Below are 20,409 nucleotides of genomic sequence, written 5' to 3' on the forward strand. Positions count from 1 at the left end.
CAATTGCCAGTGTGGATTATTGGCGTGCGAAATTTGTCTCGTTAACGCGATACGAGTAGACTTCGTGCCCTTGTCTTAAATCGGAGAAACAACCATGAGCGAAACGGCAACCTGGCAGCCGAGCGCGTCCATCCCCAATCTGTTAAAACGTGCAGCAATTATAGCGGAGATTCGCCGCTTTTTTGCCGATCGTGGCGTGCTTGAGGTTGAGACCCCTTGTATGAGTCAGGCAACGGTAACGGACATCCATCTGTTCCCGTTCGAAACGCGTTTCGTCGGCCCTGGACACTCCCAGGGAATGAATCTCTATTTAATGACCAGCCCGGAATACCATATGAAGCGCCTGCTGGTGGCAGGATGCGGCCCGGTGTATCAACTGTGCCGCAGCTTCCGTAATGAAGAGATGGGGCGTCATCATAACCCTGAATTCACCATGCTCGAGTGGTATCGTCCGCACTACGATATGTATCGCCTGATGAATGAAGTGGATGATTTGCTCCAGCAGGTGCTGGACTGCTCACCTGCGGAAAGTCTCTCTTACCAGCAAGCCTTCCAGCGTCATCTGGAGATAGACCCGCTGTCTGCGGATAAAACCCAACTGCGGGAAGTGGCGGCGAAATTGGATCTCAGCAATATCGCCGATACCGAAGAAGACCGGGACACCTTACTGCAGTTGCTGTTTACGATGGGCGTTGAGCCGCATATTGGCAAAGACAAACCGACGTTTGTGTATCATTTCCCGGCCAGCCAGGCATCACTGGCGCAAATCAGTACCGAAGATCACCGCGTGGCTGAACGTTTCGAGGTTTACTACAAAGGTATTGAACTGGCGAATGGTTTCCATGAATTGACCGACGCGCGCGAACAGCAGCAGCGGTTTGAACAGGATAACCGCAAACGTGCCGCACGTGGCTTGCCGCAGCAGCCTATCGACACCAACCTTCTTGAAGCGTTAAAAGTGGGGATGCCGGATTGCTCTGGCGTGGCGCTGGGCGTTGACCGTCTGGTGATGCTGGCGCTGGGCGCAGAGAGCCTTGCCGAGGTTATCGCATTTACCGTCGATCGCGCGTAACGCACTCTCCTTCCATACAAAGTGGCGGTGAAATGGCCACTTTGTAGCATATTTTTTCATTTACCCTCTAATAGCCACAATTTACTCCTGGATATTTGATATCGTTCAGGTATCAATTCTGTGTTGATTTTTCTATCGCTGAACTCTGAAAAGAGGGCAGTGCCAACCGGTGAGTGGCGTTTGTTAAACGCTTGCCAGAGTAAGGGATGGTTTAATGACCCAAACAATAAAAAAGATGAGCCTAATAGGTCTCATCCTCATGATATTTACGTCTGTTTTCGGTTTTGCGAATAGCCCCTCCGCATTCTATTTAATGGGGTATAGCGCGATTCCGTGGTATATATTTTCTGCATTATTATTCTTTATCCCATTTGCTTTAATGATGGCGGAAATGGGGGCTGCCTATCGGAAAGAAGAGGGCGGAATCTATTCGTGGATGAATAATAGCGTTGGGCCACGCTATGCGTTTATCGGCACGTTTATGTGGTTTTCTTCCTATGTAATATGGATGGTAAGTACCGCAGCGAAAGTTTGGGTACCTTTTTCAACCTTCTTATTTGGCGCAGACATGACGCAGCATTGGCGTTTTGCGGGGCTTGAGCCTACGCAGGTCGTCGGGTTGCTCGCCGTCGGTTGGATGATTCTGGTAACCTGCGTGGCCTCCCGGGGTATTAATAAGATTGCTCGTATTACGGCTGTAGGCGGAATTGCCGTAATGTGTCTTAATTTAGTTCTGTTGTTAGTGAGTGTCGCTATTTTGTTATTAACTGGTGGTCACTTTGCGCAGGATATTAATTTCATCTCCTCGCCTAATCCTGGATATCAGTCCGGTCTGGCCATGTTGTCATTTGTTGTGTTTGCTATTTTTGCTTACGGCGGAATAGAAGCCGTGGGGGGATTAGTTGATAAAACAGAAAAGCCAGAAAAGAACTTTGCGAAAGGCATTGTCTTTGCCGCGATTGTCATTTCTGTCGGTTATTCACTGGCCATATTTTTATGGGGCGTTAGCACCAACTGGCAGCAAGTATTAAGCAATAGCTCGGTCAACCTCGGCAATATAACGTATATCCTGATGAAAAGCCTTGGGATGACGTTAGGTAACGTGCTGCATTTTTCTCCTGAAACCGCGATGGCGACGGGGGTGTGGTTCGCGCGTATCACCGGGCTTTCTATGTTTCTCGCTTATACCGGCGCTTTTTTCACGCTCAGCTATTCGCCACTGAAAGCGATTATTCAGGGAACGCCGAAGGCGCTGTGGCCAGCGCCAATGACCAAACTGAATGCCGTGGGGATGCCGACGACGGCAATGTGGTTGCAGTGCCTGCTGGTGAGCCTGTTTATCCTGCTGGTTTCGTTTGGCGGCGATACGGCTTCAGCGTTCTATAACAAACTGACGCTGATGGCGAACGTCTCGATGACGCTGCCGTATCTGTTCCTCGCGCTGGCGTTTCCGTTCTTTAAAGCCCGTACGGGCCTGGAAAGACCGTTTGTTGTCTTTAAAACCCGAGCGGCGACGTTACTGGCCACATCGGTGGTTGTGCTGGCGGTGACGTTTGCCAATGTGTTCACCATCATCCAGCCGGTGATTGAAGCTGGGGACTGGAACAGCGCATTGTGGATGACCGGAGGCCCGATCTTCTTCTCGCTGTTGGCAATGGCGATTTATCAGAACTACAGCCGTCGTATGGTGAAACTCCCCCGGTGGGTGACAGACTAAGGAAAGATAAATATTGAATTTCCGCAAAGCCCGATAGGGATACCGTCCGGGCTTTGTTCGTATTAAATCATTTTTATAATTTATCAAAATGATATTCGTGTGTATATCTTTTGATATATTTATTATGACAATCATCTTGGGGTGATATTGTATAATTGGAAATGATTGCTGCTATGAATTTATTTTAAAAAATATAACTTCTGATTTTTCCTTTTATGCTTGTGATGTCTGTCTCATTACTGGTTGAGAATCATGGCTATTGTTAGGTCAATGTTTACATTGCCTTGGTGATTAAATTTTTATGATGATCAGCTCTCCGCCATTTTGTGAGATAGACGAATATGGTTTTCCTCATTGGAACGGGTTGGATTTTTTCCGTTGGTATGCCCTGCCTACCAATTGGCGTTTTATGACTGGGAAATCATATCTTTGGTATTATAAAACGGCTTGGTTAATTCACCATAGAACTATTATAAAACAATGTGCTTATGAAGCAAGAGTCCCAGAATTACTCCTTGCAGGTGTTGCTGTCGCAGAAGTTGGCGGAACTCCAGAGAGATTTAAAGGTGTTGGTGTTCTGCAATTTAGACAGGTAATTGAAGAAGTATTGGGAAAGAGCAGCAATGAATGGTCGAATGCTACATCTGTCGGTTCAGTTGCTATCCAGATAGGCGTTGCAGCAAGAACAATAGGTATTCACCCAGATAAACTGACTCATTTTCAGCAATTCCGCTTGTCGCAGTGTTTGCTTGATAACCACTTTAATATTCGGGTGGTAGCATTCCATTTACGCGATCTTATTTTATATGACAATCCAGATTCTGATACTATGTACTTGACAGATGAACAAATAATATTGGCTGGTTCTAGATATAATCGTGGAACCATGAGAAATAAAAAGGATATTATCCAATCTATTAGTGAACAACCCGGTTTTCCGGATCGTGAGTATAGTGAATATGGTCGTCGAATTATAGAAAAGAAAGATGCAATACTTAAAATTATGCGAGGCGGCTAATGAGTTGGAAGTCTTTTACATTGAATTTCATCTGGGGCATAGTTAGCATTATATTGATAATTATGTTTTCAACTCAGGACAAGGAATGGTTTATTGACGGCAGGGGAATCAATAATGTCTGTGATGTCATGGATTATATTGAGGACGACGATGTTCGTTCTGTGGGCATAATCTTAACACTACCTCTGTTTATTCCTTTTATCTATGCGATCGTATGGAGAAGACAGCGCGGTATCTGGCAATATTCTGTCATGGCGGCTCTCCTGCTTTTTTGGTTATGGCGTTTTATCATTAGATATCAATTATGCTGGTAAATAAGACGCTGGGTAGTGTAAGCACACCTCACGTCTTATTGTGGCATGACTTACAAACTCCCCGCCGGGCGACTGCTTCTGCCCGCAGAACTTAAGGTTCTTCCCGTTTGCTTACCGCCGAGGCTCTCCAGACGCATCTGGAACGGTGGGAACGGCATATCGATACCGTGCTCACGGAAGCCTGCCAGAATCAACTGGTGGATTTCGTGGCGCAGCGGCATACGATGCCCCATTTCAGCGGCATAAATACGCAGTTCGAAGATTTGAATCCCTTGCTGCAGGTCAACCAGGAAGACTTCTGGTGCCGGGTTATCGATAACCAGCGAGCAGCGTTGTGCGGCAGTAAGCAGGATCTGCGTAACCTCCTCGCTGTTAGCCTCCGACGGTGCCGGGATGGTTAATACCACACGGGTGACCGAATCCGATAACGACCAGTTGATAAACTGCTCGGTGATAAAGGCTTTGTTGGGGACGATGATCTCTTTGCGGTCCCAGTCGCTGATGGTCGTGGCGCGGGTATTAATTTTCGTCACGCTACCGGTAAGATCGCGAATCGTCACCGTGTCGCCAATGCGGATTGGTTTTTCAAACAGGATAATCAGGCCGGAAATAAAGTTGGCGAAGATCTCCTGCAAACCAAAGCCCAGACCGACACCGAGAGCCGCTACCAGCCATTGCAGTTTGGACCACTCAATACCGATCATTGAGAAGCCAACCAGACCGCCAATCAGCATCAGCAGGTACTTGGTGATGGTGGTGATGGCGTAACCGGTGCCGGGGGTTAAATCGAGATGTTGCAGTAGCGCCAGCTCAAGCAGCGCGGGCAGGTTGCGCACTAACTGGGTAGTGATGATAAACACCAGGATTGCGATAAGCACCGCACCCAGCGTTATCGGCTCTAAACTTTCCACACCCTGCACCGTGGAGGTGACATCCCACAACGAGATATTTTCCAGGAAGCCGAAAGCGGAATGAATTTCTGACCACAGCACAATGACCGAGAGCAGGGCGATAAGCATCAGGATAGAGCGCACCAGGCGCAGTGATTGCGCGCTGATAGCATCCAGATCCACTTCGCTTTCATCAACATCAATCGTGCCTTCAAGGCTGGTGGAATGCGCTGGTTCTTCTTCACCCCGTGCGCGCTGCGCCAGCATTTCAGCACGTCGATGCTTGGCGCGGTCAAACGCCAGCCGGCGGCGCTGGATCAGCATCCAGCGGCGGATAACGTGATACACCACCAGTAACAAGAACCAGATAGCTACGGACGTTTCCAGACGCGCCAGTAAAGCTTGCGACGTGGCGAGATAGCCCACTGCCGCAGCGAGAATGGCAATTAGCGGTGCGCCCATCAGCATATTCCACAGCATGCTGTTGACCATGTTATCGCTGTTGCCTTCTTTATCGAGGTACAGCGGTATTCCGGCGCGTTTCAGGCTCAGGGTCACGACCGCCAGCGCACCGCAAATCAGAATAAAGCACAGACGCCCCAGTGAGGCGGAGAATTCCCGGTCATTGAGATTATCAAACATAATCACCGCCATGATCAGCGGCACAATCAGCCCGATACTCATCAGGTAATAGTGCATGGCTTTCGCGACGCGGTTACGCGGCCAGCCAAAGTGGGCAATGAACAGACCGTTGGGGCGCGCAAAGGTGGCGCAAATCATTACTGCCCACAGCATGGGCACCGTGGCGGTAACGCCATCGCCGATAGCGACAGCCAATGGATAAGGCCAGGCTTCCTGCAATCCGTAACCGAGCGTTGCCCACAGCACCGGCAACGGAGAAGCGACGAGTATCGACCAGAACACCGTGCGTATCGTCAGCCAGAAGTGGTCCTGGGTGACTTTCCCGACCCGGGCAGATGAACGCTCCAGAAAACGGGTGAAGTGTTTGCGCGAAGAGAGGCTAAAGCCAACCAGCACCAATGCCGCGAAAAGCGGCAGCAGCGTTTCTTTGCTGGTCAGCATCATGATGCTGGCTTTGCCCAACTGATTAAACGTATCTAATGAGATCAGACGCCGCAGATCCTGGACGATGTCGACAGGCCAGGAGAGGGAGATGGGGCTAACGTCCGACGTCCAGAACAGATAACGGTGCGTTGCTTCGTTGACCTCTTTTAGCGCATCTTCCAGTTGGCTATTAGAGACTTTGAGCTTGGTCAGCTCAAGGATCAGCGTATCGCCACCCTGTAACAAAGAGTTCAGCAGCTCACGTTGGGTGCGTAACTGGGCGTTGAGAATGCTGCTCTGTTCAGCGGTCAGCGGTTGTCCATCGGCCTGATGAATCTGACGCAACTGCGGCTGTTTGTTGAGGAGATCCTCATAGCGCATACGGTGCACGCGAAGCTGCGCCATTTCGGTATCCAACTGCTGAGGCTTGGGCATTTCCGGTAAACGGGATACCTGCGCGCGCAGTGCTTCTCCCAGCATATTTGAGACCCCAAGCCACTGAGACTGCTCTCGCAGCGTATTCAATGCCTGGCGCACCTGTAGCGTTTGGCTGGCGGCTTGACGCTGTTGCGAGGCGACCAGGTCCATACGTTGCGCCTGCTGGTTTAATGCCTGAGACAGTTCGCGGTTAACCTTGAACTGGTCGACAATACCTTCCGGCAGTCCCGCGCTGTTTTCCGCCAACAGTTCGGTGCTTTCCAGCGCTCGCTCTGCTTCACGCTGACGTTGACTGTTGAGCTGGTTGCGCAAAGCCTGCAGGTAAGTATCGAGCTGCTGGCTCTGTTTTTCCGCCAGCTCTGAGCGCATACGCGCCAGCTCCTGGCGGTTATTAGCGGAAAGCTGCGCCAGCTCCAGTTCATCGACCAGGGCTTTGAGTTTGGCGGATTCAGCCTGCATCGCCTGATTCTGCGCGGGATTAGAGTTGGCGGTACCAATACGTCGCTCAAGCTCATTTAGCTGGCGGCGGGCATCGGTTTGCTGTTGAGGAAGCTGGCTTAACGAGTCGGCGATTTCCCGGGCGCGATCCTGCTCCTGCTGGGCTTGACGACTCTTTTCCAACAGTTGGCTGCTGACCTGGAGGATCTCCTGGTTTAACGCATCGGTGGTGAGTCCGGTTGGCACATTGCGCGGTTCGTCGCGCAGGTTGCTAAGCTGCGCGCGTAATGTTGCGGACAGCTTGGGGAAGTTATCAATAACCTGCTGATATTGCTGGGCACGTTCGAGAGAACCTTTACGCTCCTCGAGGGCATTCAGCGCGGACTGGAGCGCCTCGACGGTTTCTGGCTGAGCAGGTTTCGCCGCTTTTGCCTGCTCCAGTTCCTGGGTGAGTTGTTTGGCATCGGGGGCCGTCGCAGCGTACGCCCCCAGGCTGAGGCACCAGGCCATCAGAAAAGTGATAATCAGGCGCACAGCAGCGATTCCTATGTTTAACTTTCGTCTTTTTTGTCGTCAACCAGCGGGCTGGCGTCGTGTTCTGCTTCGATCTCTTCTTTCGCAAGCGGGGCAGGTTCTGCCTCTGGCGTCACGAATGTCTCGGTCGAGATGGCCATTGGCTGGCCGATTTTGGTCACTGAAAGGTCCTGCAACTGCTCAACCAGGTTAACTTTGCCAGGCGCGAACAGGTTGATAACGGTGGAACCGAGCTTAAAGCGGCCCATTTCCTGACCTTTCAGCAGCGCCACCGACCCTTCGCTTTCGCCTTCCGGCCAGGTCCAGCGTTTGATGACGCCTTCACGCGGTGGGGTAATGGTGCCAGCCCATGCGGTTTCAATACTGCCGACGATGGTCGCGCCGACCAGAATCTGCACCATCGGGCCAAATTCGGTATCAAACAGACAGATTACGCGTTCGTTGCGTGCAAACAGGTTTGGAACGTTTTGCGCAGTCAGGATATTTACAGAGAAGAGATCGCCTGGCACGTACATCATTTCACGCAGGATACCGTTACACGGCATATGTACACGGTGGTAATCGCGTGGAGATAAGTAAGTGGTCACAAACGTACCGTTGCGGAATTTGTCCGCCATCTGGTAGTTGCCGGCCAGCAGTGCTTCAAGGGTATAGCTGTGCCCTTTGGCCTGCAGCAGTTTGTCTTCTTCGATGTTTCCTAACTGGTTAATCACGCCGTCAGCAGGCATGACCAGTACGTTTGGATCGGTGTTAATCGGGCGAACGTCGTCGCGCAGTGGGCGAACAAAGAAGTCGTTAAAGGTGCGATAGCTGGCGGTATCCGGCTTTTGCGCCTCTTTCATATCGACCTTGTAATATTTCACGAACAGATCGATAACCAGTTTAGTCAGCCATCCCGCTCGTTTGCTCGCACCCCAACCCGCCAGGCGAGTGAGCCATAGTTTCGGCAGAATGTATTGTAGCGAAAGCTTAAATGAGTTTAACAAGGTAGCCTCCAGGCCATAATTTGTTCCCGATCCGGCATACGGGCCGGATCCTGAAAAAAGGGGGACGATTCTAGCGATGCTTAGCTTAGTTGTCAGTTGTCTGTATCAGAAAAGTTTTTACGTGTTTTTACCTGCGCCATGCTTTCCAGGATGCGGTGATAATTTTCAAACCGAGTTTCAGCTATTGCCCCTTTTTCTACGGCCTCACGGATAGCGCAGCCTGGATCGGTATCATGCTTGCAGTCGCGGTATTTGCAGTGGCCCAGGTAGTCATGGAATTCGACAAAACCATGTGTGATTTGTTCCGGCTCCAGATGCCACAACCCGAACTCACGTACGCCAGGGGAGTCGATAACGTCGCCACCGTGCGGGAAATGATACAGGCGAGAGGCAGTGGTGGTGTGCTGTCCAAGGCCGGAGTTGTCGGAGACATCGTTGGTCAGGATCTCTTCCTGCAGACCGAGAAGATTATTGAGCAGGCTAGATTTACCAACGCCCGACTGACCGGCAAAAATGCTGATGCGATCGGTTAATGCTTCTTCAAGCGGTTTCAGGCCGTCTTTCGTGCGGCTTGATACCATCAACACGCGATAGCCAATGTGGCGATAAATATCCATCTGTTCGTTAACAAAGGCCATGCCTTCGTCATCCAGCAGATCGATCTTATTCAATACGATAATTGGTTCAACGTGTAGCGTTTCACAGGCTACCAGATACCGGTCGATAATATTGAGTGACAGCTCGGGTAAGATGGCTGAGACAATAACGATCTGGTTGATGTTGGCGGCAATGGGTTTCACCCCGTCGTAAAAGTCGGGACGTGTCAGTACCGAGGTACGCTCGTGTACCGCCTCAACGATGCCTTTGACATTCACGCCTTCTGCTGCTGCTTTTCCCGGGCGCCAGACAACGCGATCGCCGGTCACCAGCGAGCGAATTGTACGGCGGATGTTGCAGCGGTGAATCTCACCGTCAGCAGATTCCACGTCGGCATGCATGCCAAAACGGCTGATAACGATGCCTTCAGCGGTTTCGCCAAACAGGTTGTCGTCGTAGTCTGGCTTCTCCGTGGACGTTTTCAGACGACGCTGGTGATTGGCGTTCACACGGCGCTGTTGGCCTTTGGAGAGTTTATTCTTACTCAATCGGACTGACTCCTGGTCGCCCATAATGGGCAAAACATTTATGATACACGCAATTTTAGATGAATATAGTCACACTGAATGTGACGCTGAAGGGTGGAAAATAGCATGAGTGCCAATGAAAACAACCTGATTTGGATCGATCTGGAGATGACAGGTCTGGATCCCGAGCGCGATCGCATAATTGAGATAGCCACGCTGGTGACGGATGCCAACCTGAATATTCTGGCTGAAGGACCGACAATTGCGGTGCACCAGTCCGACGAACAGTTGGCATTAATGGATGACTGGAACGTACGTACGCATACCGGTAGTGGGCTAGTGGATCGCGTGAAGGCGAGCACCATGGGGGATCGTGAAGCTGAACTGGCTACGCTGGCTTTTTTGAAAGAGTGGGTTCCAGAAGGGAAATCACCTATCTGCGGCAACAGCATCGGTCAGGATCGCCGTTTCCTGTTTAAATACATGCCGGAGCTGGAGGCGTATTTCCATTATCGCTATCTTGACGTCAGTACTCTGAAAGAGCTGGCGCGTCGTTGGAAGCCGGAGATTCTTGCTGGCTTCACCAAGCAGGGAACGCATCAGGCGATGGACGATATTCGTGAATCTGTTGCTGAGCTTGCTTACTATCGCGAACATTTTATTAAGCTTTGATTTTATGGATTGCCGGGCGGTGCTGTGGCTTACCCGGCCTACGAATATCGTTCCTGTGAGCTTGCACTGAGGCTGGATTGTCGCTAAATTAGACGACTTGCCGATAAATTCAGCACTTAAACAGAAAAACAAAAAAATCGCTTTTAGGGGGGTTGCAGCTAAACGGATTTCTCGTATAATGCGCCTCCCGTAACGACAGAGAATTACACGTTACGGCAGCAGCAAAAGCAGTACAAATTTGCGGGAATAGCTCAGTTGGTAGAGCACGACCTTGCCAAGGTCGGGGTCGCGAGTTCGAGTCTCGTTTCCCGCTCCAAAATTTGAAAGTGCTTGTAAAGCACAGACCACCAATCGCAGAATTTCGAATTGCGACAAGGCGGCAACTGAATGAGTCCTTAGAAGCTTACCGAAGTAAGTGACTTAGGCGAATGAAGGCAGCCAACGCAGTAGCGGTTCGAAAGACGAAGATTAAGCGGGAATAGCTCAGTTGGTAGAGCACGACCTTGCCAAGGTCGGGGTCGCGAGTTCGAGTCTCGTTTCCCGCTCCAAAATTTGAAAGTGCTTTTGTCTACAAAGCACAGACACACCCAAGCGGGAATAGCTCAGTTGGTAGAGCACGACCTTGCCAAGGTCGGGGTCGCGAGTTCGAGTCTCGTTTCCCGCTCCAAATTCTTACCCCAATAAAAATATCCACAGCGAATAAATACGTTGGGGACGTTTTGTTTCGTCATTGACATACTCTTGTAAACAGACTTATCCACAGGTTTGGGTATTATTCCTGGAGTGCAAAAAACTTAGTCGGGTGAATAGTATCATTTTAACTCTTTGAAAATATTGAATTAATTATCATTTCAAATTGTTAATGCGATCACTTGACGATTTTTTCCCTCTTGAATATCAATGTGTTTTTATTTTTATACACAAGCTGTGGATGACTTAAGCGTCACGCGGCAGACCCTTTTCAATGACTCTGACTAAACGTTGTTTCTTCGGTAACTGCACTTCAACTACGCAGGCATTTCGCTTCTCGATTTGCTGAGCAACCGCCCACTCTATGTGTTCGTCGAGAAGTGGGTGCTCACCTCTGCGACTTTCCAGCGCGTGAATAACGGCTTCATCCCATGGGGCATTACCCAGCGCAACAGCGATATTTCGCAGCCAGCGCAGGTGACCAATACGACGAATAGCAGACCCCTCCGTGACTTTTAAAAACCCCGTTTCGCTCCAGCTAAACAGCTCTATTAACTCCGGAGCATGAAGCTGTTTGCGTGGGTTGAAGTCATCCTCTGTCGTCAACTGCGAGTAGCGGTTCCACGGGCAAATGAGCTGGCAATCATCGCAGCCGTAAATTCGATTCCCCAACAGGGGACGAAATTCTTCCGGGATCGCGCCTTCCAGTTCGATAGTGAGATAAGAGATACAGCGGCGCGCATCTACCGTGTAGGGTTCAACGATGGCTCCGGTGGGACAGATGGTCATACAGGCGACGCATTTCCCGCATCCTTCTTCTACTGGGTTGTCGACCGGCAGGGGCAAATCGATCAGTAATTCCCCGAGAAAGAAAAATGAACCAGCTTCGCGATTGAGGATAAGTGAGTGCTTACCTGTCCAGCCAAGCCCGGCTTTTTCCGCTAATGGACGCTCAAGAATGGGCGCAGAATCGACAAAAGGTCTAAAATTCAGCGAAACGCAGTGCTGTTGAATCCTCTCTCCCAGTTTTTTTAAGCGGTTACGCAGCAGTTTATGGTAGTCGCGCCCAAGCGCGTAACGGCTGACGTAACCCAGAGAGGGGTTTTTCAACGTGCTGGCAAAGGCCGCATTGGCAGGAAGATAGTTCATACGTACGCTGATGACACGTAACGTACCGGGTAATAATTCGTGAGGTCGGGCGCGCATCATGCCGTGACGGGCCATCCAGTCCATCTCGCCGTGATAGTGTTTATCCAGCCAGGCCTGCAGTTTGGGCTCCGCTTCGCTGAGGTCGGTATCGGCAATACCGACCTGCTGAAAGCCAAGCTCCAGCCCCCACTGCTTAATATTTTGCGCTAACTGATTGAGATCGAGGGGCTCTGACATGACGGACCATACAATGAAGAAAAACCCCGCAAGTATACCACACTCCATTTGGCACGCCGATGACATCAGGCGGATGGAGCGAGAGGCGGCAGACAGTTTAGGACTGACGTTGTACGAGCTGATGCAACGGGCGGGAGAGGCGGCGTTTCAGGTCACCCGCGAGACATATCCAAACGCTCAGCACTGGCTGGTGCTATGTGGCCATGGCAACAACGGTGGTGATGGTTACGTGGTGGCAAGGCTTGCCAAAGCCCAGGGGCTTGATATTACGTTGCTGGCGCAGGAGAGTGATAAAGCGCTCCCCGAGGAAGCACAGCAGGCGCGCGACGCCTGGCTTAACGCCGGTGGCGTCATTCATGCTGCGGATATCAATTGGCCAGATCGCGTGGATGTCATTATTGATGCGCTGTCAGGCACGGGCTTAAAACACGCGCCGCGTGAGCCTCTCTCGGCATTGATCGAACGTGCCAATCACCATCCTGCCCCTGTCGTGGCGATAGACATTCCATCCGGCCTGCTGGCGCATACGGGCGCGGCGCCGGGCGCGGTTATCAACGCTGCGCACACCGTGACCTTTATTGCGTTGAAGCCAGGTCTGCTAACCGGTAAAGCGCGCGATGTCACCGGACGCCTGCATGTTAACGCACTCGGTCTGGACGACTGGCTGGCGGGGCAGAACGCGCCGCTGCAACGGTTTGATGCTCAACAGCTTGTACATTGGTTAACGCCGCGTCGACCCACCTCGCACAAAGGCTCCCACGGTCGTCTGGTGATCATCGGTGGTGACCACGGCACGGCTGGCGCAATACGCATGGCCGGTGAAGCGGCGCTGCGTGCAGGAGCCGGGTTGGTCAAAGTGCTGACCCGAAGTGAAAATATTGCGCCTATTCTGACTGCCAGACCGGAACTGATGGTCGATACGCTGACGCCGCAGACTCTGGAGGAGAGCCTGGCGTGGGCGGATGTTGTGGTGATAGGACCAGGGCTTGGTCAGCAGGAATGGGGTAAAAAAGCGCTGCAAAAGGTAGAGAATTTTCGCAAACCGATGCTCTGGGATGCGGATGCGCTGAACCTGCTGGCAATCAACCCCGATAAACGTCACAATCGCGTGATCACGCCGCATCCTGGTGAAGCCGCGCGACTTCTGGGCTGTTCCATTGCAGAAATTGAAGACGATCGCTTACTTTGTGCACAACGTCTGGTAAAACGGTACGGAGGCGTCGTCGTGCTGAAAGGCGCGGGTACGGTTGTTGCTGCCGAACAGGCCGAATTGGGTATTATTGATACCGGCAATGCTGGAATGGCCAGCGGCGGAATGGGTGATGTGCTTTCCGGTATTATTGGCGCATTGCTCGGACAGAAGCTTACCCCGTATGATGCGGCATGTGCGGGATGTGTCGCGCACGGTGCGGCGGCGGATGTGCTGGCGGCGCGTTTTGGTACGCGCGGCATGCTGGCGACAGATCTCTTTACCACGCTACAGCGTATTGTTAACCCTGATGTGATTGACGTTTATCATGATGAATCGAGTAATTCCACTACCTGATGAGCAGGCGACTTTAGACCTGGGACTGCGGGTAGCCAAAGCCTGTGATGGCGCGACGGTAATTTATTTGTACGGCGACCTGGGGGCGGGTAAAACCACTTTCAGCCGGGGATTCCTGCAGGCGTTAGGTCACAAAGGAAATGTAAAAAGCCCCACCTATACGCTGGTTGAACCCTATTCGCTCGATAATTTGATGGTATATCACTTCGATCTGTACCGACTTGCGGACCCAGAGGAGCTGGAATTTATGGGGATCCGCGATTATTTTGCCAATGACGCCATCTGTCTGGTGGAATGGCCGCAACAAGGTAAAGGTGTACTGCCAGACCCGGACGTCGAAATACACATTGAATATCAAGCGCAAGGTCGAGAAGCGCGCATAAGCGCAGTCTCCTCATCGGGTGATTTATTGCTGGCGCGTTTAGCCGATTAACCTTAAGGGTGGCGGGATGATTTATCGCATCAGAAACTGGCTGATGGCAACACTGGTCCTGCTGTGCGCGCAGGCAGGGGCCGCCAGCCTCTCCGATCTTCAGGTGTCCAATGGCGATCAGCAAGCGCGGATTACGCTGAGCTTTATTGGCGATCCTGAATACGCAGTTTCGCAGGACGGGAAACGAACCGTCGCGTTGGATATTAAACAAACCGGTGTGATTCAGGGGTTACCGCTGCTGTTTAGCGGCAATAATCTGGTGAAATCTATCCGTTCCGGCACGCCAAAAGATGCGCAGTCTCTGCGCCTGGTGGTGGATTTAACCGAGAACGGCAAAGCCGAAGCCGTAAAACGCCAGAACGGCGGCAATTATACCGTCGTGTTTACCATCAAAGCTGATGCGCCTCCGCCGCCTCCACCACCTCCAGTGGTTGCGAAGCGTGTTGAAGCGCCGGTTATCGCCCCGCGCCCTGCCGAGCCTGCGCGTAATCCGTTTAAAGCGGAAAACGATCGCACCACGATGGTAACCAACAGTAATACCTCCACACGGCCTGCGGCGCGCGCCAGTACAAGTAACGGCGAAAAAGTAGTTATCGCCATTGATGCCGGACACGGCGGGCAGGATCCTGGCGCTATTGGTCCCGGTGGCACACGTGAGAAAAACGTCACGATTGCCGTGGCGCGCAAACTGCGCAGTTTGCTCAATGATGACCCGATGTTTAAAGGCGTACTCACCCGTGATGGCGATTACTTTATCTCGGTGATGGGGCGTTCAGACGTTGCGCGTAAACAAAACGCCAACTTCCTGGTCTCTATACATGCAGATGCCGCACCAAACCGGGATGCCACAGGTGCTTCCGTCTGGGTACTGTCAAACCGTCGGGCAAACAGTGAAATGGCCGGCTGGCTGGAACAGCACGAAAAGCAATCGGAACTGTTGGGTGGGGCGGGCGATGTGCTGGCAAACAGCCAGTCCGATCCTTATCTCAGCCAGGCCGTGTTGGATCTGCAGTTCGGTCATTCGCAACGCGTTGGGTATGATGTAGCGACCAGCATGATCGGCCAGTTAGAACGTATTGGCTCGATGCATAAGCGTCGTCCGGAACACGCCAGCCTTGGGGTATTACGTTCGCCTGATATCCCGTCAGTGCTGGTTGAAACTGGCTTTATCAGTAACAACAGCGAAGAGCGTCTGTTGGCGAGTGATGACTACCAGCAGCAGCTGGCCGAGGCAATTTACAAAGGATTGCGTAACTATTTCCAGGCGCACCCGATGCAAACCGGGCCTCAAGGTACACCGGCGCAAACCGCGAGTGCGGTATCGCCTGGCAACACGTTAACAAATTAAGGATTAGCCATGCCGATTCAGGTTCTACCGCCACAGTTGGCGAACCAGATTGCCGCAGGCGAGGTGGTAGAACGGCCTGCGTCAGTGGTGAAGGAGCTGGTGGAAAACAGTATTGATGCTGGTGCGACGCGCATTGATATTGATATTGAGCGCGGCGGCGCGAAGCTTATCCGTATTCGTGACAACGGCTGCGGGATTAAAAAAGACGAGCTGGCGCTGGCGCTGGCGCGTCATGCCACCAGTAAAATTTCCTCGCTTGACGATCTCGAAGCCATCGTGAGCCTCGGGTTTCGCGGCGAAGCGCTGGCCAGTATCAGCTCCGTTTCTCGTTTAACCCTGACGTCGCGTACGCAAGAACAACCTGAAGCCTGGCAAGCTTATGCCGAAGGGCGCGACATGGATGTGACGGTTAAACCCGCTGCGCATCCGGTGGGAACCACGCTGGAGGTGTTAGATCTGTTCTACAACACTCCGGCGCGGCGCAAGTTTATGCGCACCGAGAAAACTGAATTTAATCATATCGACGAAATAATCCGCCGCATTGCGCTGGCACGTTTTGATGTGACGATTAATTTGTCGCACAACGGCAAAGTGGTGCGTCAGTACCGGGCAGTGGCCGCGGATGGGCAGCAGGAGCGCCGACTGGGCGCGATTTGCGGCACGCCATTTCTGGAACATGCGCTGGCGATTGAATGGCAGCATGGCGATTTAACGCTGCGCGGCTGGGTGGCCGATCCTAACCACACAACGGCGGCGCTGGCGGAAATCCAGTACTGCTATGTGAATGGCCGGATGATGCGCGACCGGTTGATCAACCATGCTATTCGTCAGGCCTGTGAAGATAAGCTGGGAGCCGATCAGCAGCCCGCTTTTGTGTTGTATCTGGAAATCGACCCGCATCAGGTGGATGTTAACGTACATCCCGCCAAACATGAGGTCCGTTTTCATCAATCACGCCTGGTGCATGATTTTATTTACCAGGGCGTGTTGAGCGTCCTGCAACAGCAGCTTGAAACGCCGCTGCCGTTGGCTGATGACGACGAGCCCGCCCCAAGGCACATCCCAGAAAACCGCGTCGCGGCCGGGCGTAACCATTTTGCCGAACCGGCCCCGGCGCGTGAACCTGCGACACCGCGTTACTCAGCATCTGCTGGCGCTGGCAGCAGTGGTGGCCGTCAGACGGGGGCCAGTTGGCCTCATGCCCAGCCTGGATATCAAAAGCAGCAGGGTGAGATTTATCAGCAACTGTTACAAACACCGGTTCCGCCGCGTAAAACGCCGGTTTCTGAAACGCCATCAGCACCTCTGACCGGCAACAGTCAGGGCTTTGGGCGGGTGCTAACCATTGTCGGTACGGACTGCGCATTACTCGAATGCGATGGTCATATTCGGTTGCTGGCATTGCCGGTGGCGGAACGTTGGCTACGTCAGGCGCAGTTAACGCCGGACCAGGGCGTCGTTTGCGCTCAGCCGTTACTGATCCCTTTACGTCTAAAAGTGACCGCTGATGAAAAAGCGGCGCTGCAAAAAGGGCAGAGCCAACTGGCTGAGTTGGGTATTGAATTTCAACTGGATGCACAGCATGTGACCATCCGGGCGGTGCCTTTACCCTTACGCCAACAAAATTTACAAATCTTGATTCCTGAACTGATAGGCTACCTGGCGCAGCAGTCCGAATTCGAACCGGGCAATATTGCACAGTGGATTGCACGTAATCTGATTAGCGAGCATCCGCAGTGGAGCATGGCTCAGGCGATTACGCTGTTAGCGGATGTTGAGCGGCTTTGCCCACAACTCGTGAAGGCGCCGCCGGGTGGTTTGTTACAACCTGTTGATTTACATTCGGTAATGAATGCCCTGAAACATGAGTGATACCCGTAAGGCGAGCCTGCCAAAGGCGATTTTTTTGATGGGGCCGACGGCCTCCGGTAAAACGGCACTGGCAATTGAATTGCGTAAAGTTTTGCCTGTAGAGTTGATAAGCGTTGATTCCGCCCTTATTTACAAGGGGATGGATATCGGTACAGCCAAGCCTGATGCAGATGAATTACAGGCCGCGCCGCACCGGTTGCTGGATATCCGCGATCCGTCCCAGGCGTACTCTGCTGCGGATTTTCGCCGCGATGCGTTAGCCGAGATGGCCGATATCACCGCCGCGGGGCGTATTCCGCTGCTGGTGGGCGGCACAATGTTATATTTCAAAGCCTTGCTTGAAGGGCTGTCGCCGTTACCGTCGGCAGATCCGGAAGTCAGGGCCAGAATTGAGCAGCAGGCGGCAGAGCATGGGTGGGACGCGTTACACCGACAGCTTCAGGAAATAGATCCAGTGGCTGCGGCGCGTATTCATCCAAATGATCCGCAAAGACTTTCCCGGGCACTGGAAGTTTTTTTCATTTCGGGTAAAACTTTAACGGAGCTGACGCAAACGTCAGGAGATGCTTTGCCGTATCAGGTGCATCAGTTTGCTATCGCCCCGGCGAGCCGTGAACTGCTCCATCAGCGAATTGAGCAGCGTTTTCATCAGATGTTGGCTTCAGGTTTTGAAGCAGAAGTCCGGGCGCTATTTGCCCGTGGAGATTTGCATACGGATTTGCCTTCCATTCGTTGTGTAGGGTATCGCCAGATGTGGTCATACATTGAAGGCGAAATTTCATACGATGAAATGGTTTATAGAGGTGTTTGCGCCACGAGGCAGTTGGCGAAGCGACAGGTAACCTGGTTGCGTGGTTGGGAAGGGGTGCACTGGCTTGACAGTGAAAAGCCTGACCAGGCGCGAAACGAAGTATTACAGGTTGTTGGTGCTATCGCGAACTGAATGTGTACAATTGAAACGTATCGTGCGCAATTTTTCAGAATCGAAAGGTTCAAAGTACAAATAAGCATATAAGGAAAAGAGAGAATGGCTAAGGGGCAATCTTTACAAGATCCGTTCCTGAACGCACTGCGTCGGGAACGTGTTCCAGTTTCTATTTATTTGGTGAATGGTATTAAGCTGCAAGGTCAAATCGAGTCTTTTGATCAGTTCGTGATCCTGTTGAAAAACACGGTCAGCCAGATGGTTTATAAGCACGCGATTTCTACTGTTGTCCCGTCTCGCCCGGTTTCTCATCACAGCAATAATGCCACCGGCGGCACAGGCAGCAACTACCATCACGGTAGCAACGCGCAAGGTTCATCTGCGCAACAGGACAGCGAAGAAACCGAATAAGGTTGTTAGCTGTTTTACACACGGGGAGCCAGCGATCCTGCGTTCCCCGTTGATATATATTAAGGGGTTGACGCTTGTTTGACCGTTATGATGCCGGTGAGCAGGCGGTACTGGTACACATCTATTTTTCGCAAGACAAAGATATGGAAGACCTCCAGGAGTTTGAATCTCTGGTTTCTTCCGCCGGTGTCGAAGCAATGCAGGTGATTACCGGGAGCCGTAAAGCACCGCACCCGAAGTATTTTGTTGGTGAAGGTAAGGCAATCGAAATTGCGGAAGCCGTAAAAGCGACTGGCGCTGCGGTGGTGATTTTTGATCATGCTCTAAGCCCCGCCCAGGAACGTAACCTGGAACAGTTGTGCCAGTGTCTTGTTATCGACAGGACAGGTCTTATTTTAGATATTTTTGCCCAGCGTGCGCGCACCCATGAGGGGAAGTTGCAGGTTGAGCTGGCGCAGTTGCGCCATATGGCTACTCGTCTGGTCCGTGGCTGGACCCACCTTGAAAGGCAAAAGGGCGGGATTGGTTTGCGCGGTCCGGGTGAAACCCAGCTCGAAACCGACCGTCGTTTGCTGCGTAATCGCATTTTGCAAATACAGTCGCGCCTGGAAAAAGTTGAAAAGCAACGTGAGCAGGGGCGACAGTCGCGCAAGAAAGCGGATGTCCCAACCGTATCACTGGTGGGATATACCAACGCCGGAAAATCCACCCTGTTCAACCAGATCACCGAAGCCCGGGTTTACGCAGCGGATCAACTGTTTGCGACCCTGGACCCAACGCTGCGCCGTATAGACGTAGCGGACGTCGGTGAAACCGTGCTGGCGGATACCGTAGGGTTTATCCGTCATTTGCCGCACGACCTGGTGGCGGCGTTTAAAGCCACCCTGCAGGAAACGCGTCAGGCGACATTGCTGCTGCATGTTATTGATGCTGCAGATTTTCGTGTGCAGGAAAACATCGAGGCCGTCGACACGGTGCTCGAAGAGATCGATGCGCATGAGATCCCGACTCTGCTGGTGATGAATAAAATCGATATGCTGGATGATTTTGAACCACGTATCGACAGAGATGAAGAGAATAAACCCATTCGCGTTTGGGTTTCAGCGCAAACGGGAATAGGTATACCACAGCTTTTTCAGGCTTTGACTGAGCGACTTTCCGGTGAGGTGGCGCAGCATACGTTGCGTTTGCCGCCGCAGGAAGGGCGTCTGAGAAGCCGGTTTTACCAACTTCAGGCAATAGAAAGAGAGTGGATGGAGGAGGACGGCAGCGTAGGTCTGCAGGTTCGTATGCCGATCGTAGACTGGCGTCGCCTCTGTAAACAAGAACCGGCACTGGAAGACTATATTGTCTGACCTGACGGATATGGCCTGAAGATTTTTTCGCCTCTATACCTTGTGGGTTTTGTGCAGCATGAAGGTGGCAAGTCCTGAAATCTTCAGGAGCATAGTCAACTATGTGACTGAGATTAAGGGGCGTAGCCAACGCATCGGCAGCGCAAAATACGCAGGTATAGCATCGCATAACAAA

At 52.1% G+C, this 20,409-nt stretch carries 16 protein-coding genes and 3 tRNA genes; 15 read left to right on the plus strand and 4 right to left on the minus strand.

Annotated elements, in window-relative coordinates; genetic code table 11:
- Nucleotides 1-94: 94 nt before the first annotated feature.
- The 4 genes from epmA (at nt 95) to N0B36_RS09650 (ending at nt 4,121) form a co-directional block, all read left to right on the plus strand.
- The gene (epmA, locus tag N0B36_RS09635; protein WP_003830517.1) at nt 95-1,072 is read left to right on the plus strand and encodes an elongation factor P--(R)-beta-lysine ligase; all 978 of its coding nucleotides are present in this window, start codon (nt 95-97) and stop codon (nt 1,070-1,072) included.
- Nucleotides 1,073-1,286: 214 nt separating this feature from the next.
- Nucleotides 1,287-2,789, plus strand: coding sequence for a glutamate/gamma-aminobutyrate family transporter YjeM (gene yjeM / locus N0B36_RS09640; protein ID WP_216403878.1), 1,503 nt, complete (start codon nt 1,287-1,289; stop codon nt 2,787-2,789).
- A 301-nt stretch (nt 2,790-3,090) separates the two neighbouring features.
- Complete coding sequence (locus N0B36_RS09645; protein ID WP_077249808.1) at nt 3,091-3,807, plus strand: hypothetical protein; 717 nt, start codon at nt 3,091-3,093, stop codon at nt 3,805-3,807.
- Nucleotides 3,807-4,121 carry a YjeO family protein gene (locus tag N0B36_RS09650; RefSeq protein ID WP_047500022.1) on the plus strand — a complete coding sequence of 105 codons (315 nt, stop codon included), beginning with the start codon at nt 3,807-3,809 and terminating at the stop codon, nt 4,119-4,121. The genes N0B36_RS09645 and N0B36_RS09650 overlap by 1 nt, the downstream gene beginning before the upstream one ends.
- A 50-nt stretch (nt 4,122-4,171) precedes the next feature.
- On the opposite strand, the gene mscM is transcribed toward N0B36_RS09650, so the two are convergent.
- The 3 genes from mscM to rsgA all read right to left on the minus strand — a co-directional run bounded on the left by mscM (nt 4,172) and on the right by rsgA (nt 9,617).
- Nucleotides 4,172-7,486 carry a miniconductance mechanosensitive channel MscM gene (mscM, locus tag N0B36_RS09655; RefSeq protein WP_016151404.1) on the minus strand — a complete coding sequence of 1,105 codons (3,315 nt, stop codon included), beginning with the start codon at nt 7,484-7,486 and terminating at the stop codon, nt 4,172-4,174.
- Nucleotides 7,487-7,503: 17 nt separating this feature from the next.
- Nucleotides 7,504-8,472, minus strand: a complete 969-nt coding sequence (gene asd, locus N0B36_RS09660) for an archaetidylserine decarboxylase (protein WP_016155504.1) — start codon at nt 8,470-8,472, stop codon at nt 7,504-7,506.
- A 92-nt stretch (nt 8,473-8,564) separates the two neighbouring features.
- Entirely contained in the window at nt 8,565-9,617 is a 1,053-nt protein-coding gene (gene rsgA / locus N0B36_RS09665; protein ID WP_019078196.1) for a small ribosomal subunit biogenesis GTPase RsgA, read from the minus strand.
- 105 nt (nt 9,618-9,722) lie between these two features.
- Between rsgA and orn the strand changes: the two genes are divergently transcribed.
- The 4 genes from orn to N0B36_RS09685 all read left to right on the plus strand — a co-directional run bounded on the left by orn (nt 9,723) and on the right by N0B36_RS09685 (nt 10,935).
- Nucleotides 9,723-10,268: an oligoribonuclease gene (gene orn, locus N0B36_RS09670; protein ID WP_016151407.1), complete on the plus strand. Its 546-nt coding sequence runs from the start codon at nt 9,723-9,725 to the stop codon at nt 10,266-10,268.
- A gap of 240 nt (nt 10,269-10,508) precedes the next feature.
- Nucleotides 10,509-10,584: transfer RNA gene (locus N0B36_RS09675), tRNA-Gly, on the plus strand.
- Nucleotides 10,585-10,740: 156 nt separating this feature from the next.
- Nucleotides 10,741-10,816: transfer RNA gene (locus N0B36_RS09680), tRNA-Gly, on the plus strand.
- A gap of 43 nt (nt 10,817-10,859) precedes the next feature.
- Nucleotides 10,860-10,935: transfer RNA gene (locus N0B36_RS09685), tRNA-Gly, on the plus strand.
- Nucleotides 10,936-11,204: 269 nt separating this feature from the next.
- Here the strand turns inward: N0B36_RS09685 and queG are convergent.
- The gene (gene queG, locus N0B36_RS09690; protein WP_259687430.1) at nt 11,205-12,344 is read right to left on the minus strand and encodes a tRNA epoxyqueuosine(34) reductase QueG; all 1,140 of its coding nucleotides are present in this window, start codon (nt 12,342-12,344) and stop codon (nt 11,205-11,207) included.
- Between queG and nnr the strand changes: the two genes are divergently transcribed.
- The 7 genes from nnr to hflX all read left to right on the plus strand — a co-directional run bounded on the left by nnr (nt 12,343) and on the right by hflX (nt 20,234).
- Entirely contained in the window at nt 12,343-13,890 is a 1,548-nt protein-coding gene (nnr, locus tag N0B36_RS09695) for a bifunctional ADP-dependent NAD(P)H-hydrate dehydratase/NAD(P)H-hydrate epimerase (protein WP_259687432.1), read from the plus strand. The two genes, queG and nnr, sit on opposite strands and share 2 nt — an antisense overlap.
- Nucleotides 13,862-14,323: a tRNA (adenosine(37)-N6)-threonylcarbamoyltransferase complex ATPase subunit type 1 TsaE gene (gene tsaE / locus N0B36_RS09700; RefSeq protein ID WP_016151410.1), complete on the plus strand. Its 462-nt coding sequence runs from the start codon at nt 13,862-13,864 to the stop codon at nt 14,321-14,323. Before nnr ends, tsaE begins: the two co-directional genes overlap by 29 nt.
- 16 nt (nt 14,324-14,339) lie before the next feature.
- Nucleotides 14,340-15,671, plus strand: a complete 1,332-nt coding sequence (gene amiB, locus N0B36_RS09705; RefSeq protein WP_019078199.1) for an N-acetylmuramoyl-L-alanine amidase AmiB — start codon at nt 14,340-14,342, stop codon at nt 15,669-15,671.
- Between the two features lie 9 nt (nt 15,672-15,680).
- Nucleotides 15,681-17,543 carry a DNA mismatch repair endonuclease MutL gene (mutL, locus tag N0B36_RS09710; protein ID WP_049041783.1) on the plus strand — a complete coding sequence of 621 codons (1,863 nt, stop codon included), beginning with the start codon at nt 15,681-15,683 and terminating at the stop codon, nt 17,541-17,543.
- Complete coding sequence (miaA, locus tag N0B36_RS09715; RefSeq protein WP_016151413.1) at nt 17,536-18,486, plus strand: tRNA (adenosine(37)-N6)-dimethylallyltransferase MiaA; 951 nt, start codon at nt 17,536-17,538, stop codon at nt 18,484-18,486. The genes mutL and miaA overlap by 8 nt, the downstream gene beginning before the upstream one ends.
- A gap of 84 nt (nt 18,487-18,570) precedes the next feature.
- Complete coding sequence (hfq, locus tag N0B36_RS09720) at nt 18,571-18,879, plus strand: RNA chaperone Hfq (protein WP_003025584.1); 309 nt, start codon at nt 18,571-18,573, stop codon at nt 18,877-18,879.
- A 74-nt stretch (nt 18,880-18,953) separates the two neighbouring features.
- Nucleotides 18,954-20,234, plus strand: coding sequence for a ribosome rescue GTPase HflX (hflX, locus tag N0B36_RS09725; RefSeq protein ID WP_016151415.1), 1,281 nt, complete (start codon nt 18,954-18,956; stop codon nt 20,232-20,234).
- Nucleotides 20,235-20,409 lie beyond the last annotated feature (175 nt).

The sequence above is a fragment of the Citrobacter sp. XY323 genome (genome assembly GCF_025106035.1).
In the GTDB taxonomy this organism is placed as follows: Bacteria; Pseudomonadota; Gammaproteobacteria; order Enterobacterales; family Enterobacteriaceae; genus Citrobacter; species Citrobacter braakii.

What these genes read in the sequence shown, in the direction of transcription:
- epmA (WP_003830517.1), top strand. Translation starts at nt 95, where the DNA reads ATGAGCGAAACGGCAACCTGGCAGCCGAGCGCGTCCATCCCCAATCTG.
- yjeM (WP_216403878.1), top strand. Translation starts at nt 1,287, where the DNA reads ATGACCCAAACAATAAAAAAGATGAGCCTAATAGGTCTCATCCTCATG.
- N0B36_RS09645 (WP_077249808.1), top strand. Translation starts at nt 3,091, where the DNA reads ATGATGATCAGCTCTCCGCCATTTTGTGAGATAGACGAATATGGTTTT.
- N0B36_RS09650 (WP_047500022.1), top strand. Translation starts at nt 3,807, where the DNA reads ATGAGTTGGAAGTCTTTTACATTGAATTTCATCTGGGGCATAGTTAGC.
- orn (WP_016151407.1), top strand. Translation starts at nt 9,723, where the DNA reads ATGAGTGCCAATGAAAACAACCTGATTTGGATCGATCTGGAGATGACA.
- nnr (WP_259687432.1), top strand. Translation starts at nt 12,343, where the DNA reads ATGACGGACCATACAATGAAGAAAAACCCCGCAAGTATACCACACTCC.
- queG (WP_259687430.1), bottom strand. Translation starts at nt 12,344, where the DNA reads ATGTCAGAGCCCCTCGATCTCAATCAGTTAGCGCAAAATATTAAGCAG.
- tsaE (WP_016151410.1), top strand. Translation starts at nt 13,862, where the DNA reads ATGATGAATCGAGTAATTCCACTACCTGATGAGCAGGCGACTTTAGAC.
- amiB (WP_019078199.1), top strand. Translation starts at nt 14,340, where the DNA reads ATGATTTATCGCATCAGAAACTGGCTGATGGCAACACTGGTCCTGCTG.
- mutL (WP_049041783.1), top strand. Translation starts at nt 15,681, where the DNA reads ATGCCGATTCAGGTTCTACCGCCACAGTTGGCGAACCAGATTGCCGCA.
- miaA (WP_016151413.1), top strand. Translation starts at nt 17,536, where the DNA reads ATGAGTGATACCCGTAAGGCGAGCCTGCCAAAGGCGATTTTTTTGATG.
- hfq (WP_003025584.1), top strand. Translation starts at nt 18,571, where the DNA reads ATGGCTAAGGGGCAATCTTTACAAGATCCGTTCCTGAACGCACTGCGT.